At 66.5% G+C, this 16,787-nt stretch carries 16 protein-coding genes; 4 read left to right on the plus strand and 12 right to left on the minus strand.

Features of this window, described 5'->3' with window-relative positions; genetic code table 11:
• Positions 1 to 77: 77 nt before the first annotated feature.
• On the plus strand, positions 78 to 1,109 hold the full coding sequence (locus tag V3B25_RS12285) for a LysR family transcriptional regulator (protein ID WP_005409107.1): 1,032 nt from the start codon (positions 78 to 80) through the stop codon (positions 1,107 to 1,109).
• Positions 1,110 to 1,523: 414 nt separating this feature from the next.
• On the opposite strand, the gene V3B25_RS12290 is transcribed toward V3B25_RS12285, so the two are convergent.
• Together V3B25_RS12290 and V3B25_RS12295 are read right to left on the minus strand one after the other, a co-directional pair.
• Positions 1,524 to 2,219: an OmpA family lipoprotein gene (locus V3B25_RS12290; protein WP_008267948.1), complete on the minus strand. Its 696-nt coding sequence runs from the start codon at positions 2,217 to 2,219 to the stop codon at positions 1,524 to 1,526.
• A gap of 139 nt (positions 2,220 to 2,358) precedes the next feature.
• Entirely contained in the window at positions 2,359 to 3,774 is a 1,416-nt protein-coding gene (locus V3B25_RS12295) for a deoxyribodipyrimidine photo-lyase (RefSeq protein ID WP_329810775.1), read from the minus strand.
• 109 nt (positions 3,775 to 3,883) lie between these two features.
• Between V3B25_RS12295 and V3B25_RS12300 the strand changes: the two genes are divergently transcribed.
• Positions 3,884 to 4,468 (plus strand): hypothetical protein, encoded by a 585-nt coding sequence (locus V3B25_RS12300; protein WP_329810776.1) that lies wholly within the window; start codon positions 3,884 to 3,886, stop codon positions 4,466 to 4,468.
• Between the two features lie 19 nt (positions 4,469 to 4,487).
• On the opposite strand, the gene V3B25_RS12305 is transcribed toward V3B25_RS12300, so the two are convergent.
• Genes V3B25_RS12305 through V3B25_RS12320 form a run of 4 tightly spaced genes read right to left on the minus strand, consistent with a single transcriptional unit; the run spans position 4,488 to position 10,153 of the window.
• Entirely contained in the window at positions 4,488 to 5,102 is a 615-nt protein-coding gene (locus V3B25_RS12305; protein WP_329810777.1) for an inorganic diphosphatase, read from the minus strand.
• A 10-nt stretch (positions 5,103 to 5,112) separates the two neighbouring features.
• The gene (locus V3B25_RS12310) at positions 5,113 to 6,462 is read right to left on the minus strand and encodes a metallophosphoesterase family protein (protein WP_239669990.1); all 1,350 of its coding nucleotides are present in this window, start codon (positions 6,460 to 6,462) and stop codon (positions 5,113 to 5,115) included.
• A gap of 14 nt (positions 6,463 to 6,476) precedes the next feature.
• Entirely contained in the window at positions 6,477 to 7,592 is a 1,116-nt protein-coding gene (locus V3B25_RS12315; protein ID WP_329810778.1) for a phytase, read from the minus strand.
• Entirely contained in the window at positions 7,592 to 10,153 is a 2,562-nt protein-coding gene (locus V3B25_RS12320) for a TonB-dependent receptor (RefSeq protein WP_329810779.1), read from the minus strand. Before V3B25_RS12320 ends, V3B25_RS12315 begins: the two co-directional genes overlap by 1 nt.
• Before the next feature lie 166 nt (positions 10,154 to 10,319).
• On the opposite strand from V3B25_RS12320, the gene upp reads away from it, so the two are divergent.
• Together upp and V3B25_RS12330 are read left to right on the plus strand one after the other, a co-directional pair.
• Complete coding sequence (gene upp, locus V3B25_RS12325) at positions 10,320 to 10,952, plus strand: uracil phosphoribosyltransferase (RefSeq protein ID WP_005409099.1); 633 nt, start codon at positions 10,320 to 10,322, stop codon at positions 10,950 to 10,952.
• A gap of 146 nt (positions 10,953 to 11,098) precedes the next feature.
• Positions 11,099 to 11,392: a PsiF family protein gene (locus V3B25_RS12330; protein ID WP_032130275.1), complete on the plus strand. Its 294-nt coding sequence runs from the start codon at positions 11,099 to 11,101 to the stop codon at positions 11,390 to 11,392.
• An 85-nt stretch (positions 11,393 to 11,477) separates the two neighbouring features.
• Here the strand turns inward: V3B25_RS12330 and V3B25_RS12335 are convergent, their stop codons facing one another.
• The 6 genes from V3B25_RS12335 to rsmD all read right to left on the minus strand — a co-directional run bounded on the left by V3B25_RS12335 (position 11,478) and on the right by rsmD (position 16,293).
• Positions 11,478 to 12,365, minus strand: coding sequence for an MBL fold metallo-hydrolase (locus tag V3B25_RS12335; protein WP_019338337.1), 888 nt, complete (start codon positions 12,363 to 12,365; stop codon positions 11,478 to 11,480).
• 120 nt (positions 12,366 to 12,485) lie between these two features.
• A complete protein-coding gene (gene ggt / locus V3B25_RS12340; protein WP_329810780.1) occupies positions 12,486 to 14,216 on the minus strand; it encodes a gamma-glutamyltransferase in 1,731 nt (576 codons plus the stop codon).
• Complete coding sequence (locus tag V3B25_RS12345; protein WP_004153175.1) at positions 14,213 to 14,494, minus strand: YfhL family 4Fe-4S dicluster ferredoxin; 282 nt, start codon at positions 14,492 to 14,494, stop codon at positions 14,213 to 14,215. The genes ggt and V3B25_RS12345 overlap by 4 nt, the downstream gene beginning before the upstream one ends.
• A 132-nt stretch (positions 14,495 to 14,626) precedes the next feature.
• Positions 14,627 to 15,118, minus strand: a complete 492-nt coding sequence (locus V3B25_RS12350; protein WP_004153167.1) for a hypothetical protein — start codon at positions 15,116 to 15,118, stop codon at positions 14,627 to 14,629.
• Between the two features lie 60 nt (positions 15,119 to 15,178).
• A complete protein-coding gene (gene coaD, locus V3B25_RS12355; protein ID WP_032130277.1) occupies positions 15,179 to 15,688 on the minus strand; it encodes a pantetheine-phosphate adenylyltransferase in 510 nt (169 codons plus the stop codon).
• A 26-nt stretch (positions 15,689 to 15,714) separates the two neighbouring features.
• Positions 15,715 to 16,293: a 16S rRNA (guanine(966)-N(2))-methyltransferase RsmD gene (gene rsmD, locus V3B25_RS12360; RefSeq protein ID WP_049423552.1), complete on the minus strand. Its 579-nt coding sequence runs from the start codon at positions 16,291 to 16,293 to the stop codon at positions 15,715 to 15,717.
• Between the last annotated feature and the right edge of the window lie 494 nt (positions 16,294 to 16,787).

Below are 16,787 nucleotides of genomic sequence, written 5' to 3' on the forward strand. Positions count from 1 at the left end.
AGGGGAATAATCATCCCGCTCCCGGTCCAATCGTTCTGTCACGATTGTCCCATCCCCGACGTACAGGATCCCAGACCATGTCCCACGATCTCAACGAGACGCTGATCTTCGTCAAAGTGGTCGAACAAGGCAGTTTCATTGCCGCTGCCAAATCGCTCGGCCTGCCCAAGACCACGGTCAGCCGCAAAGTGCAGGAGCTGGAAACGCGCCTCGGTGCGCGCCTGCTGCACCGGACCACCCGCCGCCTCGGCCTGACCGAAGCCGGTTCGATCTACCACGAACATTGCCAGCGCATCGCGCGCGAGCTGGAAGAAGCCGAGAGCGCGGTGAGCCAGCTGCAGTCCGGTCCGCGCGGCTGGCTGCGCTTCACTGTGCCTTACTCGATCGGCATCACCTGGATTGCGCCGCTGCTGGGCCAGTTCCATGCGCAGTATCCAGAGATCCGCTTGGACATGCATATGGGCAACGAGAAGCTGGACCTGATTGCAGGTGAGGCGGACCTGGCCCTGCGCGTGGGTGCCCTGCCCGATTCCAACCTGGTGGCACGCAAGCTGGGCAGCCTGCGCACGCAGGTGTTCGCCAGCCCGGCCTACATCGAACGCTATGGCGAGCCGCTGCACCCGGAAGAGCTGCAGTTCCATCGCATCCTGGCGATGCGAAAGCCGTACCACACCGGCAACTCGCCGCGCTTCACCTGGCAGCTGGGCGAGAACGGCGGCGAGCTGCGCGACTTCCCTGTTACCCCGCTGATGACCGCCAACGACATGTCTGCGTTGAATGGTGCATTGGTGTGCGGCGAAGGCCTGCTGCTGACCGGCGACGTGATGGCCAAGCCGTTCGTCGAGTCGGGCATGGTACGGCGCGTGCTGGCCGGCTGGACTGGCCCGGAAGTGGACTTCAACGCCGTGTTCGCCGGTGGCCGCCTGGTCTCGCCGAAGGTGCGTGCATTCGTCGACTTCCTGGTCGAGAAGCTCAACTTCGACGCCAATTACATGCTGGCGCAGTGCCCGGGCGCGAAGCTGGCGCAGCAGCAGAAGGAAAAGGAAGACGCGGCGCTGGAAAGCAGCGGCAAGCGGATCCTGGAGAAGGTGGCCGCTTCGGCCGCATGACCGGAAGCATCCACGCATGGCGTGGATCTACCGGCATTCCGTAGAGTCGGGGGGGGGGGGGGGGGGGGGGCGGGGCGGCGGGCGCCCGGGTCTCAGCCGGGGGGGGCGGGGGGGGCTTCCTCGCGTGCCTCGGTGGCGTCCGCTCCCGTCCCCAGCCGGCCCCCCCCCCCGACTCTACGGGCGCTATCGGCGTGCCGAGCAACGCTCGGCACCCACAAAAATGCCGCCTGCAAGGGCGGCATTTTCGTTCCGGCTACGTGGCTTTCGGTAGATGCCGACCTTGGTCGGCGCCGTTTGGAGAAACCGCAACCGGGAGCGCTATCGGTGTGCCGAGCAAGCTCGGCACCTACAGAAAATGCCGCCTGCAAGGGCGGCATTTTCGTTCCGGCTACGCCGGAACCGTAACGCTACGCGTTACTGCTTCAGGGGAATCACGCGGATCTCGACGCGGCGGTTCTTGGCGCGGCCGGCATCGGTGCTGTTGTCGGCAATCGGGTACGACTTGCCGGCGCCCAGGGTTTCGATGCGCACGCTCTGCACGCCCTGGCCGATCAGGTACTGCGCGACCGAGTCGGCACGTTCTTTCGACAGGCGGTTGTTGACCGCGTCACTGCCGATGCTGTCGGTGTGGCCGACCACTTCGATCATGGTCTGGTTGTAGTCACGCAGGGTGCCTGCCACGCCATTGAGCGAGCCGTAGAACTGCGGCTTCAGGGTCGCCTTGCCGAAGTCGAAGGTGATGCCGTCCGGCAGGTTCAGCATGATGTTGTCGCCCTGGCGCTGCACATCAATGCCGGTGTTGGCAGTGCGCTCGCGCAGTGCGCGTTCCTGGCGATCCTGGTACTGGCCTACCGCGGCGCCGCTGAGCGCGCCGATACCGGCGCCGATCAGCGCATGCTGGCGACGCTCCGTGGCGCTGTCACCGGTCAGCAGGCCGGCGGCTACGCCGATGGCGGTGCCGATCAGCGCGTTGCGGCCGGTGCGGTTCTGCTGCTCGGTCGGGTTGCCGTACTGGTCACTCTGTACGTAGGAGCCGCCGGTGGCGCAGGCCGACAGGACGGCCGCACTCATCAGGGCCAGTGCGACGTTGCGGGTGGTGTTGCGGATCATGAGGTTCTCCTTGGTTTCCGGTCGGCCGGCGGCCTGCGGGCGCAAAGAGAATAAACAGCCCGATGCGATGCCGGAATGATGATCGGGCACACCGACAGGGCCTCGTTCAGCTAACTGACCAGATCGATCAGGTCGCCCTTTACCCCGCCCCCGACTGGCGGTAAGCCGCCAATGCGGCGTCGCGGCCCGCGGCCAGGTCCACCAGCGGCGTACGCGGATAGCCCGGGGCATGCGCGGCCAGCAGCAGCGGATGCTGCCACGGCGCGAAGCGCGCCTTCACCGGCAGCGCGGCCAGTTCGGGCACCCAGCGGCTGATGTAGCGGGCCTGGGGGTCGAACTTCTCGGCCTGGGTGACCGGGTTGAACACGCGGAAGTAAGGCGCGGCATCGGCACCGGTCCCGGCCACCCACTGCCAGCCCATCGTGTTGTTGGCCAGGTCGGCATCGACCAGGGTGTCCCAGAACCAGCGCGCGCCATGCAGCCAGTGCGCGCGCAGGTGCTTGCACAGATAGCTGGCCACGATCATCCGCACCCGGTTGTGCATGTAACCGGTGTGCCACAGCTCGCGCAGGCCTGCATCGACGATCGGCACGCCGGTGTTGCCTCGCTGCCAGTCGTGCAGCTGCGCGGCACTCGGTGTGGCCCACGGGAAGCGGTCAAAGCGCGGGTTGAGGTTGTCGGTCGGCGTCTTCGGGAAGTGATGCAACAGGTGATAGGCGAAGTCACGCCAGCCGAGCTGGCGCAGATAGCCGTCGATGTCGGCGTCAGTACCGGCACTGCGCAGGCCTTCCAGCGCACGGGCAATGCGCCACGGTGCGATCTCGCCGAAATGCAGGTGCGGCGACATCCGCGAGGTGCCCACGCGATCTGGCAGGTCACGCTGCTCGCGGTAACCGCGCAGCGCACCGTCCTCGAACACGGACAGCGCCTCCAGCGCACCGGCTTCGCCTGGCTGCCAGTGCTCCCAGAAGCCGGTATCCCAGTCCAGCGTCGGTGCCAGCTGGAGATCATCCAATGCGAGGCTGTCGGCGGTGTGCGCCGCCAATGCCTTCGGCGCGGCCTGCAGGGCGGGCAGGCGCCAATGACTGAGCACGTTGCGCCAGTACGGAGTGAACACTTTGTACGGCTGGCCTTGCTGGGTGGCGATATCCCACGGCTCGAACAGCAGACTGCCATTGCAGCTCTGCGCGTCGATGCCCTGCTCGCGCAACGTGCGCTTGATGGTGGCGTCGCGTGGCTGGGTGGCCGGTTCGTACCTGCGGTTCCAGTACACCGCCTCGGCGCCGGTCTGCTCGATCAGCAACTGCAGGGCCCGCAGGCTGTCACCACTGCGCAGCACCAGCGACGAACCGCGCACGCGCAGGTCGGCGTCCAACGCGGCCAGTGAACGGTGGCGCCACGCATCGGAGGCGGCACCCGGCACCCACTCACCCTCTTCGTGGGGCGCATGGATGTAGATCGGCACCACTTCGCGACCTGCATCCAGCGCGGCCTGCAGGGCCGGATTGTCCTGCAGCCGCAGATCACGGCGGAACCATACCAACGCTACCGACACAGGCACCGCCTTCGTTGTGGAAGGCGGACATGATAGCCAGCGGCGGTGAAGGCGTTGCACGCAGACGCCGTCTGCTAGGCTGCTGGGCCGCTCCTCGTTGGACCCCGCCATGGATGATCTGCACGCCTCATTCGCCCGCTTCGGGCTGATGCGGGCCCAGTACGAAGGTGACTGGCAGGGACCGTTCCCGTTACCACCGGTGCTGGCGCGATTCTACGCGCAGGTGGGACCGCTGGGTCATGAGATCAATGCGAAGATGGGCAACTCCGGCATCACCATTCCGGGCCTCCATGTCTGGATACCGCCGCTGCGACGCGTGTGGAGTCACCAGGCCGGCTATCGCTGGCATGGCATCAGCGGCGAGCCGATCGACAACTGGCCATCGAACTGGCTGGTGATTGCCGATCGCGGCGCCGATCCGTTCATCCTCGACATGGATGACGACCGTGTGCTGTTCAGTCACCACGGTGCGGGCCTGCTGGATGCCAGCGAGGTCACTACCGATGTACCGACCTTGATGGCGGCGTTGGCTGCTGCAGGCACGGTGTACCTCGATGCAGGCGATGACCTCTACAACGACGATGACGATGGCGGCATCCGCCCTGAACACCAGGAGGCAGCCGTACAGGCGGTGGCCCGGGTACTGGGCGACCGCCTGCAGGCCGAGTCGTTCATCGGGACGTTGCTGGACTGAATCCACGCATGGCGTGGATCTACTTCTCGAAACGCTGCATCGCTTCGCTGATCAGTACCCGCGCCTCGGCGGCGTTGCCCCAGCCATTGAGCTGCACCGGGTTGCGTCCCGCCTGCAGGTCCTTGTAAACCCGGAAGAACGCCTCGATGCGCTGACGCTCGACCTCCGGCAGATCCTTCAGGTCGCGGATGCTGGCGTAGGTCGGGTCGACCTTGTCGGTGGGCACGCCGATGATCTTCTCGTCGTGCTCGCCGCCATCGATCATCTTCAGGTAACCGATCGGCCGGAAGCGCACGATCACGCCCGGATGCAGCGGTTCACGGGTCAGCACCAGCGCGTCCAGCGGATCGTTGTCGCCGGCCAGAGTGCGCGGCATCGAGCCGTAGTTGGCCGGATAGGCGACCGGCATCGACTGGAAGCGGTCCACATGGACCAGGCCGTCTTCCTTGATCTCGTACTTGGTGATGCTGCCGGCCGGAATCTCCACCGCCAGATTCACCTCCTGTGGGGCCTGCTTCGGCTGGGCCACCAGGAACGGATGCAGCACGGTATCGGCAGCGGTCACCGCACTGGCCAGCAACAGCAGGGCGGCACCGATGGCGGCGAGCGGAAGGATGCGACGGGGCGTGGTCATATGCGTCTTCTCACTCCCAGCAGCGGTCGGCACGACCCTTGGCGGTCTGCGCGCGCGGGCAGTCGCGTGGCGTGATGCGACCTTCGGTCAGCTCCGTGCGCTGCTTGCCACCCTTGGCATCACGGCGCAGTTCGAAGGCATCGTAGAGACGGCCGGTCACCGTGCGTGCTTCATAGCGCAGGTGCTGCGGATCGATGTTCAACACCTGGAACAACTGGGTGTCCTCGGCCACCGGATCCATCGTCCTGCGGGCTTCGTCGGAAAGGCGGTACTGCTTCGGCCCGGCCACGGTCACCACGTACTGCGGCGTCGCAGCCTGCCCCTCGCCACGACGGCCATAGGTGTGATCGTGGCCCTGCAGCACCAGGTCGACGTTGTGGCGGCGTACCACCGGCAACAGCACGTCACGCAGCGCAGCGTTCTCGCGGCCTTCGCGGGGTGAGTAGAACGGCTGGTGCAGCAGCACAATGGTCCACGGCTGCCGGTTGCCGGCCAGGACCTTGTCCAGCCATTGCGCCTGTGCCTTGGCGGTGCCGAGGTCGAGTGCCGAGGTGCCATCGACCACCGCCACGCGTACACCCTGCGCATCGAACCAGTAGCTGGTCTGCTGCGCGGCGGTGGCGCCGTTGCCCGGCAGCGCGAAGGTGACCGGCCAATGCTTGCCCAGCACGCGCCGCTCCTGCGGGGTGTCCTCGAATTCCTCGAAATACTCGTGGTTGCCGATCGCTGGGGCCACCAGCGTTTCCTGCGCCAGCCAGCCGGTGGCAGCAAACCACTCGCCCCATTCGCTGTCATCCATGTTGTCGCCGCCGCTGACCAGGTCACCGGCGAACAGGCTCATGCGTGCCTGCGGTGCGGCCTTCTGCGCGGCGCGCACTACACGGCTGACATGGCTGACGTTCTTGTTCTGGGTATCACCGAAGTACAGCAGGGTCAGCGGCTGATCGGCCGCGGCCAGCGTGCGCAACTGGTTCCAGGCGCTCCAACTGCCGTTGCCCTGCACGCGGTAGACGTACTGGGTATCCGGCTGCAGGCCGCTGATGTCCGCGCGATGATGATGCGACAGCCCGTTCTCGGTCTGCAGCGCGCGGGTCGTTGCGCGCACCTGGCGGATGCCCTCGATGGCCGGCGAATCCCCGGCGAGGGCAATCTCGAGCAGCGGTGCCTGCACGCTGCCGTCAGTACGCCAGGCCACGGCGAAACCGTGGCTGGGATCCACCGCCGGCGAGGCGACGATGCGATCCGGCACCGGCGTCGCTGCGTAGTGGCGGCTGCCCGCTGGCACCTGGGTGTTGGGTTCGGCCGCTGCGAACGACAGCGACGGCAGTGCCAGCAGCAGGCCCAACGCCAGCGTGCGCATCACGCACTGCCGGCTCATGCGCCACACTCCAGCGGCAATGCCAACTGCTTGGCGATGCTCTCCCAGTCGAACGCCACCACGCCCTGGTCGTCATGCACTGCATACAGTGCGCCGTGCGGGAAGCGCGCACTGGGTTGCTGCATCATCCAGATGCCGTCGGTGTTGGCCACGGTATTCCCCTGGAACGCGCCCACCGGCTTCAGCGTGTGCCGGTCGAACAGATGGAACACGCTGCGCTGCTTGCCCTGTTCGGTGGTGATCCACCAGCCGTCCTTGCCGCAGGTACGCAGGGTCACACCTTCGGCCTGCGCCTTGAACACGTCGCGACCGAATGTGGTGCCGGTGAAGCGTCCAGCAAGGGTGTAGACCTTGAACTCGCTGGCGTAGCTTTCATCCTCTTCGGCGATCAGCAGGCGATCATTCTCCGGGTCGCCCCAGATCGACTCGACCACGCGCAGCGCACCGGCTTCGCTGGTGTCACCGATGCTGGCCACCAGCTTCGCCTCGACCTTCGCACCGTCGCGGGTCACGTGGTACTGGCGCACGCGCTTGTCCAGCTCGGCCAGCGGCGGCAGGATGTCACGCCCCTGCTCATCCTCGCCGTTGTCCCAGGAGTCGGTAACGTAGACGCTGTAGCCATCGGCACGGCGGTCGACCCACAGCCCGTACGGCTTGCGCAGGTCGTCCGCAGCGAACGTCGCCAGCGGCGCGAAGTCCGGCAGGCTCAGCACCTGCACGCGGTGATTGTCGCGCTCCACGATCCACAGCAGGTCGTCGATTACCGCGATGCCGTTTGGGCGGTCGAACTGCCCCGGTGCGGAGCCGCTGCTGCCGACGTCACGCAGGTGCTGGCCGGTGCTGCCGTCGTAGACCACCAGCTTGTCGGTGGCCTTGGCGGTGGCGATCAGCCACAGCGCGCCGTCCGGCGCGCGCCAGGCCGCCGGCGAGTCGATGTTGTCGGCCGGGGTCATCGGTGACAGGAAGGCTTCGGCGATGGTGGTCACCGTGCGCGCGCCCCCGGCTTTCGCTGCCGTAGGGGCCGCGGCCGGATCGTTGCCGGTCGCCGGCGTGCAGCCGGCGGCCAGGGTCGCCGCGAGCGCGACCGCCAGGACGGTGATGCCACGCCCCATCACAGTGCCACCTTCAGGCCCAGCGCATAGGTGCGGCCGTACTCTTCCATCTGCAGGGTGCGCGAGCGCGTGCCCTGGTACAGCTCCAGCGGCTTGTCCAGCAGGTTCTGTGCTTCGAAGTACATGCTCACCCGCGGGGTGAACTTGTAGTCCAGCGAGAAATCGAGCTGGGTGTTGGGCGCCACGAAGATATCGAACGCGCGGCCCTTGCCGATGCTGTCCAGGTACTCGCTGCGGTATACCGCCGCCAGGCGTGTACTCACACCGTACTTTTCATAGCCGATGTGTGCGCTGTAGACATGCTTGGAGGCGCGCGGCAGTGTGAAATCCTCGCCTGCACGGTCCTTGATGCCGGCATCGAATTTGGTATCCAGCCAGGTGCCACTGGCACCGACCAGCAGGCCATCCAGGCCGTCCGGCAGGAAGGCCAGCTGCTGCTGCCAGTTGAATTCCGCACCGCGCACGGTGGCCTTGCGGCCATTGATCGGCTGGGTCACGTCGAAGCCGCCATAAGCGGGATCATTGGTCCGCACCATTTGCACGATGTAGCCATCGATCGACTTGTGGAACAGGCCAAGTGAAACGATACCGGTGCTGCCGATGTACTTCTCCACCGACAGGTCGATGTTCTTCGACTCGTACGGATCCAGTTCCGGATTACCCAGGCGCACTTCCTCGTCGCCGCGGCTGTAGCCCACGCGCGGCGAGATGTCACCGAAGGACGGGCGCGATACGGTCTTGTTGGCCGAGGCGCGCAGCACCCAGTCATCGGCCGCGTCGTAGCGCAGGTGCAGGCCCGGCAGCACGTTGGTGTAGCTGCTGTTGGCCACCCTCGGGGTGACGGTGAAGCTGCGCCCGTTGGCGGCCACGTCCACCTGGTTGCCGACCGCCTTGAACTGGGTGTTTTCCACGCGCACACCGCCGATGATGCGCAGCGCGCCCACGTCCCAGGTACCCATGGCATAACTGGCGAAGATGTCTTCGCTGGCCACGTAGTCTTCTTCCAGCGACGTCATCGCGTTTGCACCGGCGTCCTGCGGGCGGGCGCTGTACTGGCCGCCATTGGCCGCCCAGAAGGCGCGCATCGCAGCCGAATCCATGCCGTCACCGAGGTTGCCGTGGCGGTGATCGGGCGAAGAGCTGCTCCAGCTCGACAGCGCCACCTTCGGGCCCACGCGCAGTTCGCGCTCGTCCACATTGACGTCGCGGTCGCGCCAGCGGCCCAGCAGGCCGAACTTGATGCTGCTGCTGTCGCCGTCGAAGCGTACGTTGACCTGCGCGCTGTGCTCTTTGTCGTTCACCTGCTTGGGCGAGAGCACGAAGCGGTCGAATGCGTAGTTGCTGTTGTCCAGCCACTGCGGGTTGTCGAAGCTGTAGCTGGGCAGGCGGCTGCTCTGGTCCAGGGTGCCGTTGAAGGCCTTGCCGTTGAGCTTGAAGCGCGCCTCCATCTCGTCGTTCACGCGCTCTTCGGTACGGGTGTAGCCGATCCGGTAATCGACCACTGCGTTGGTCAGCTTGTTCTCGCCACCGAGACTGGCCGCGAAGGTGTTTTCCTTCTTGGTGCGGTAGCGCATGCGCTTGTCGATGGAATCTTTCGGCATGCCGTCCAGCCGATACTGGTCGGTGCCGGTCTTGACCATCTTCGCGTCGTCGAAGTTGAAGATCACGCGCTGGCGGGTCTCCGCATCGTCGAACTGGCTGTACAGCGTGCGCAGGTAGTACTTGCTGTCTTCATTCGGGCGCCAGTCGAGGTTGAGGTTGGCACCGATGCGCTTGCGCTCGATCTCGTACTTGCGGTGCTGCAGGTTGATCGCGGTGACATCGCCGGGGACGGCATCGTCCTCGCCGTCATACTCCACTTCGGTGTTGTCCGACTCGAACCTGCGCTTCTGGTAGTTCACGCCCAGCGCCACGCCGAGGGTGCCGTTGAACACTTCGCTGTAGTTGAAGGCGGCCTTGGGGCTGGTCTCGCCGGACAACTGCTGGTGGCTGCCTTCGATCTTGCCACGCAGGCTGCGACCGTCGCGGTCGAAGGCCGAGGCCGATTCCACCAGCACGGCGCCGCCGATGGCATCACCGGGCATGTCCGGGGTCGGCGACTTGACCACGCGCAGGCGCTCGGTGGAGTCGGACGGGATCACGTCCAGCGGTGCGGCGCGGCTGGAATCCTCCGGCGTACCGATGGCGATGCCATCCACGCTGACGCTGTTGAGGTTGGCGTCCAGACCGCGGATGACCACGAAGCGCCCCTCGCCCTGGTCGCGGGTCACGCTGATGCCCGGCAGGCGCTGCAGCGACTCGGCCACGTTCTTGTCCGGGTACTGGCCCAGTGCATCGGAGGACACGGCGTCTTCGATCGCATCACTGCTGCGCTTGAGGTCAACCGCGCGGATCTGTGATTCGAGCTGGGCGCGCACTTCGATGCGGTCCAGGTCGACCGCATCAGCGGCCACGGCGCCGGTGGCGGCAACCGCCTGCTGCCCGGCCGCCTGCAGCGGGGCTGCGGCCCCCATCGCCAAGGTCAGGGTGATGGCAACGGCCAACGGAGTCTTGATATGCACTGGGAATCCCCATTCCTGTTAAGAATGGGTCTGCACGGTATGTCCGCAAGGTTGCATGGCAATGACATGCATCTGCACATTTCGCGTACCAGGGCCACGGCCCGGTTTGGGTTCGGCCCGCCGATCCGGCAAAATGGCGCCCTCTCTCCTTTTCCCCTTCCCGACCATGAAGATCGTCGAAGTGCGCCACCCGCTGGTGCAGCACAAGATCGGCCTGATGCGCAACGCTGCGCTCAGCACCAAGGATTTCCGCGAACTGGCCAACGAGCTGGGTACGCTGCTGGCCTACGAGGCCACCGCCGACCTGGACACCGAGCCGCACACCCTGCCCGGCTGGGCCGGCCCGGTCACCGTGCAGCGCATTGCGGGCGCCAAGATCACCGTGGTGCCGATCCTGCGCGCCGGCCTGGGCATGCTCAGCGGCGTGCTGTCGCTGATCCCGGCGGCCCGTGTCAGCGTGGTCGGCCTGCAGCGCGATGAGGAAACCCTGCAGCCGGTGCCCTACTTCGAGCGCCTGACCGGGCGCCTGGAAGAGCGCGACGCGCTTATCCTGGACCCGATGCTGGCCACCGGCGGCACCCTGATCGCCACCATCGACATGCTCAAGCGGGCCGGTGCCCGCCGCATCAAGGGCATCTTCCTGGTGGCCGCGCCGGAAGGCATCGAGGCGGTCAAGGCCGTGCACCCGGACGTGGAGATCTACACCGCGGCCATCGATGCCCAGCTCAACGACAAGGGCTACATCCTGCCGGGCCTGGGCGATGCCGGTGACCGCATCTTCGGTACCCGCGTCGGCTGATCGGACGATCCGGGGTCAGAGCCCTTTCGCCGCGAAAGGGGTCTGACCCCAACAGCGCAGGCCATCGCGGCCGCGTTGCGATTCTTCACGTGCTCTTGGCGCCGGGAAGCGAATGCTCCGCGCACCCGCCACCCTTGGAGCTCCCGATGAAAGCCTCTTTCCTGCTGGCCGCCGTCCTGCTGGTCGGCCTGCCCCTGGCTGCCAATGCCACCACTCCGCAGCAGCAGCGCATGGCCGAATGTTCGGCCAAGAACAAGGGGCTGAAGGGCGATGCCTACAAGACTGCACAGAGCTCCTGCCTCAGCGGCCACGCCGCCGACGCCAAGCCGGTCAATACGCAGCAGGAACGCATGCGCAAGTGCAACGCTGACGCGGGCGCCAAAAAGCTGGCCGGTGATGCGCGCAAGACCTTCATGAGCAGCTGCCTGAAGGCGTCGTAATGGTCGCATCCGGATAAAACGCCATCCACGCATGGCGTGGATCCACGGACATCAGTGAAAGGCCGGGCATTGCCCGGCCATGCCATTAGCCCAGGGCGCGTGCCTTCAGCTCACCCTGCTCGTGCAGGGTCACGAAACGCCCCTTGTCATCCCTGCCAAGCTGCGCCAATGCCACCTGCGGGTCGTGGGTGAAGAACAGCCGCACGTTGCGCGCCAGCTTGTCTTCCAGGAACTGCCGCTTCTCGTCGATCAGCAGCTCCGCATTGCGGTCATAGCCCATGGTGATCGGCACGTGTACCCATGAGCGGCCCGGGATCAGGTCGGCACAGAACACCACGCCACCATGCGCACTTTCGCCTGCATGCGCGTGACCGACGATCTCGGCCAGCATCAGCCCCGGTGTATGCCCGTCGCTGTAGCTGAAGCGTACGCTGCGGCCGAGCGCCTTCGAGTACTCCCCGTCCACCACTTCCAGCCGGCCACTGGCCTGCAGCAGGCCCGGCAGTTCCGGAATGAAGCTGGCGCGATCGCGCGGGTGTGGCTGCACGGCGCGCTGCCAATGCTGTGCGCCGACCACATAGGTTGCGTTGGGGAACAGCAGCTCGGGCTCACGCCCTTCGCTCCATGCCGCCAGCAGGCCACCGGCATGATCGAAGTGCAGGTGGCTGAGCACCACCACGTCGATATCCTCGTGCTCGAAGCCGGCTTCGCGCAGCGAATCGATCAGCACGTGCTGGCTTTCCTGCACACCGTAGCGCTCGCGCATGCGCGGATCGAAGAACGCGCCGATACCGGTTTCAAACAGCACCGTCTTGCCTTCCAGCGGGCTGGCAAGCAGCGCACGGCAGGCCAGCTCGATGCGATTGAGCTCGTCCGGTGCCGCCCATTTTTCCCACAACGCGCGCGGCGCGTTGCCGAACATCGCGCCGCCATCGAGGCGCTGCGAGTTTCCACGAATAGACCAGAGTTTCATGTGTCGATTATCGGCGCCGGCTCGTTAAATAATCGCTAGAAGGGAAACAGAAAACCCCGCCGGCAAAGGCGGGGTTTCGATAATCAGCCGGATTGCCGGCCAGCAGCCGGCACCACCGGATCAGTGTGCCGGCACCACCTGGGCACTGCCGACCGGATTGCGCGGGTCGCTGCCGCCAAACAGCTTGTTGGCCTTCCGGTCCCATTCCACGGTCTGCAGGTTGCCCCACACGTGGCTGGACCCGCGGCCCCCAGCGGCCACATTGCCCGGCAGGTCGATCTTGTGACCCATCGCCTGCAGCTGCTTCACCGTGGCCGCGTCGAATGCATCGTCCTCGGCTTCGATCAGGTCCGGCAGCCACTGGTGGTGGTAGCGCGGCAGCGCGGCAACCTGCTGCGCGTCCAGGCCGGCGTCGTAGCCGAGGATGCCCAGCAGCACCATGGTGATGATACGGCTGCCGCCCGGCGTGCCCAGTACCACCACCTTGTCGGCGTTCTCCATGAAGGTCGGCGTCATCGAGCTGAGCATGCGCTTGCCCGGCTTCGGCGCATTGGCCTCATAGCCCATCACGCCGAACGCATTGGGCGTGCCCGGCTTCAGCGCGAAGTCGTCCATCTCGTTGTTCAGCAGCACGCCGGTGCCCTTGGGAATCAGCCCCGAGCCGTACAGCAGGTTGACAGTCTGGGTGGCGCCGACGCGGTTGCCGTCGCGGTCGATGATCGAGAAGTGCGTGGTCTCGTCGTCTTCCAGCGGCGTCGGGTTGCCCGACAGCAGGTCGCTGGGCGTGGCCTTCTCCGGATGGATGGTCGCCCGCAGGCCCTGTGCATAGTCCTTGCTGGTCAGCACCTTCTGCGGGATCTGCACGAAGTCCGGATCGCCGAGGAAGAAGGTGCGGTCGCGGTAGGCGCGACGCATCGACTCCACCACCAGGTGGGTGCGGTGCGCCGGGTCCATCTTCTTGATATCCCAGCCTTCCAGGATCTGCAGCATGCTGGCCAGCGCGATGCCACCGGACGACGGTGGCGGCGCGGTGGTGATCTTCCAGCCGTTGTAGTTGAACACGATCGGCTCGCGCTGCTTCACGCGGTAACCGGCCAGCTCTTCAGCGGTCCACTTGCCGCCGGCCTGCTTCACACCGGCCAGCAACAGCGTTCCGGTCTGGCCCTTGTAGAAGCCATCGAAGCCACCTGCGGCCAGGCGCTCCAGCGTCTGTGCCAGCTCCGGCTGCTTGAACAGGTCACCGCTGGCAATCGGCTTGCCATTGCGCAGGTAGACCTCGCGCGTTCCGGGATAGCGCTCCATCACCTCACGGCGCGAGGCATAGCCCTTGGCCATGCGGTCGTACACCGGGAAGCCTTCGCGCGCGATGCGGATCGCCGGCTGCAGCGACGCCGACAGCGGCAGCTTGCCATGCTTGGCCGACAGCTCGACCAGCGCTGCAGGCAGGCCCGGGATACCGGCCGACCAGGCGCCATTGACCGAGCGGTCACGGTCGAGGTTGCCCTGCTTGTCGAGGAACGCCTGCGGGGTTGCTGCAGCCGGCGCGGTCTCGCGCGCGTCCAGCATCACGTCCTTGCCGGTGGCCGCATCGTGCAGCAGGAAGAAGCCACCACCGCCCAGGCCGGAACTGATCGGCTCGACCACCGCCAGCGTGGACGATACCGCCACCGCGGCATCGAAGGCGTTGCCGCCCTGCGCCAGGATGTCGATGCCCGCCTGGGTGGCCAGCGCATGGCCGCTGGCAATGGCCGCGCCATCGGGGCGCTCGGCACGGGCCGGGCTGTCGGCCCAGGCAATCGGGCTCAGCAGCAGGCCGAGCAGCAACAGGGGGCGGACGATCAGCGTCTTCATTCGGATGGGGGCTCCGCGTAGAGTTCGGGGTGATCGTGCTGCAGCTGGCGCAGCTTGGCCAGCAGCTGGTCTTCCGTTTCCACGATCTCCGGGTCCGGGTCGATGCACTCGACCGGGCAGACGACCACGCACTGTGGCTCGTCGAAATGACCCACGCATTCGGTGCAGCGCGCAGGGTCGATCACGTAGATGGTTTCACCCATCGCAATGGCCTGGTTCGGGCAGGCCGGCTCGCATACGTCGCAGTTGACGCAGAGCTCGTTGATTTTCAGCGACACGGCGATACTCCTCGCCCGCGCCCTGGGACAAAGGACCGGCCAGCGCGGGCGCGCGGGCCGGTCAGGTCATCAGCGGCGCCCTTGCAGGACGCCGCCCGGGCCATGCCTGAGCATGGCCGCCATGGCTCGGTATTACTTGGCTTCGACGAAAATGTACTCGGCACCGGTCGGCTGGATCGCAGCCTGTACGCGGGCGTTGTCGGCCGACTGGCCGATGAAGACGACGCGCACGCCCTTCATCGAATCCGGCGACACGTCCTTGAACACGGCCTGGATCATGTCAGCCATCTTGCCCGAGGCCGACGAACCGAAGGCCAGCATGTTGCCCGGCTGCACGCCACGGGCCACGGCCTGGGTCGCGCTCTCGGTCTGGCGCTCGTACTTGGCCTGGAAGTCCGGGTCCGATTCCGGCGAGAGGTAGTACAGGAACGGGCTGTTGGTGATGTTGCCCATGTTCTGGATCGCCACTTCCTGCAGGTACTTCTTCCAGCCTGCATCGTCGTCCTTGGACGGAGCGACCAGGGCCTGCTTGGCCTCGTCGACCGGAGCGGCCTCTTCCTTCTTGCAGGCGGTGAAGGCCAGGGCCAACGAAGCGATCAGCATCGCGCGCATGGTGGTGTTCATGGGTTTCCTCCCGGAATGGTGCGTGGTGTTGTACGTAATGGGGTGCGGGTACAGCGGGGCTTACGACTGTGCCGACTTCGCTTCGCGGACCTTGCGCAGGGCTTCGAGCACCGCGGCCGGCACGAAGCCGGACACGTCGCCACCCAGGCGCGCGATCTCGCGGACCAGCGAGGACGAAATGAAGCTGTGCTGCTCGGCCGGGGTCAGGAACAGGGTCTCGACCTCGGGGATCAGGTGCCGGTTCATGCTGGCCATCTGGAACTCGTACTCGAAGTCGGACACCGCGCGCAGGCCGCGCAGCAGCACCCCGCCCTGGACCGAACGTACGAAATGCGCCAGCAGGGTATCGAAGCCGATGACCTCGACGTTGCTGTGGTGGGCCAGCGCGCCACGCGCCAGCTGCACGCGCTGCTCCAGCGGCAGCGCCGGGCCCTTGGACGGGCTCTGCGCCACGCCGACCACGACCTTTTCGAACAGCGGCGCGGCCCGGCTCACCAGGTCGATATGACCATTGGTGATGGGGTCGAACGTGCCGGGGTAAACGGCGATGCGGCGATTGGCCACGGTCATGGGCGGTTGCAGATGTTCAGATGAGGTCAAAGTGTAGCAGTGGCGCGGCGGTACAGGGCAAAGCGCACCTCGCGGGTGCCGCCCTCGCGGTGCAGCAGCCAGTCCGGCGGCAGCACCGGCACGTGGCCGGCCGGCGATTCCAGGTACAGCCAGGCATCGGCGGCCAGATGCCGCGGCAGCTGGGCCAGCACGTCCTGCCACAGGCCGTCGGCGAACGGCGGGTCGATGAAGACCAGATCGGCCTGCTGCGCCGGCGCGCCCTGCAGCCAGCGCAGGGCATCGGCCTGCACGACGCTGATCTGGTCGCTGGCCTGCAGCTTGGTCACGGCAGCGGTCAGATTGCGTCCCAGCTGCGCGTCGCGTTCGACCAGGGTGGCGTGTGCGGCACCGCGCGAGACCGCCTCCAGGCCCAGTGCGCCACTGCCGGCGAACAGGTCCAGCACGCGGGCCCCACCGAGCCTGGGCATCAGCCAGTTGAACAGGGTTTCGCGCACGCGGTCGCTGCTGGGCCGCAGCCCCGGCAGGGTCGGCACCGGCAGGCGGGTATTGCGCCAGCGCCCGCCGATGATGCGGACCTGGCCGTCATTGCCGCCACGGCCGCTCATCGGCTCCCCCGGCGGGAGGTATTCGAGAATTTCAGCATGAGCGGGATTGTAGTTCGGCCGGGCGACGCCCGGCACCCGGCACCCGCAGAAGCCACAGCAACGGCCGAAGCAACAGCAACAGCGGGCATTCCTTGGGATGGCGGGGTGGGTCCGGTCGAGGGGGACGCTGCAAGTACGTCCATGTAAGCTCGGTCGCCGCATCCATGCGGCTCACGCCCCCTCAACCGGACCCACCCCGCCTTCGACAGTTTTCTGCGATCTGTCGGAACTCTCTTGGAGTCAGATCCGTTTTCCTGCGAAAAACGGATCTGACTCCATTTGATGTATCGATATCTGACAGATGTGTCGACCAAGGTCGACACCTACCAACAGCCGCGTGAACCTGTCGAAGGCGGGGGGGGGGGGGGGGGGGGGGGGGGGGGGGGGGGGGGGGGGGGGGGGGGGGGGGCCCGGGCGGGGGGGGGGGGGGGGGGGGGGGGCCCCCCCCCCCCCCG

Source organism: Stenotrophomonas sp. SMYL8, assembly GCF_036320065.1.
GTDB classification, from domain to species: Bacteria; Pseudomonadota; Gammaproteobacteria; order Xanthomonadales; family Xanthomonadaceae; genus Stenotrophomonas; species Stenotrophomonas maltophilia_A.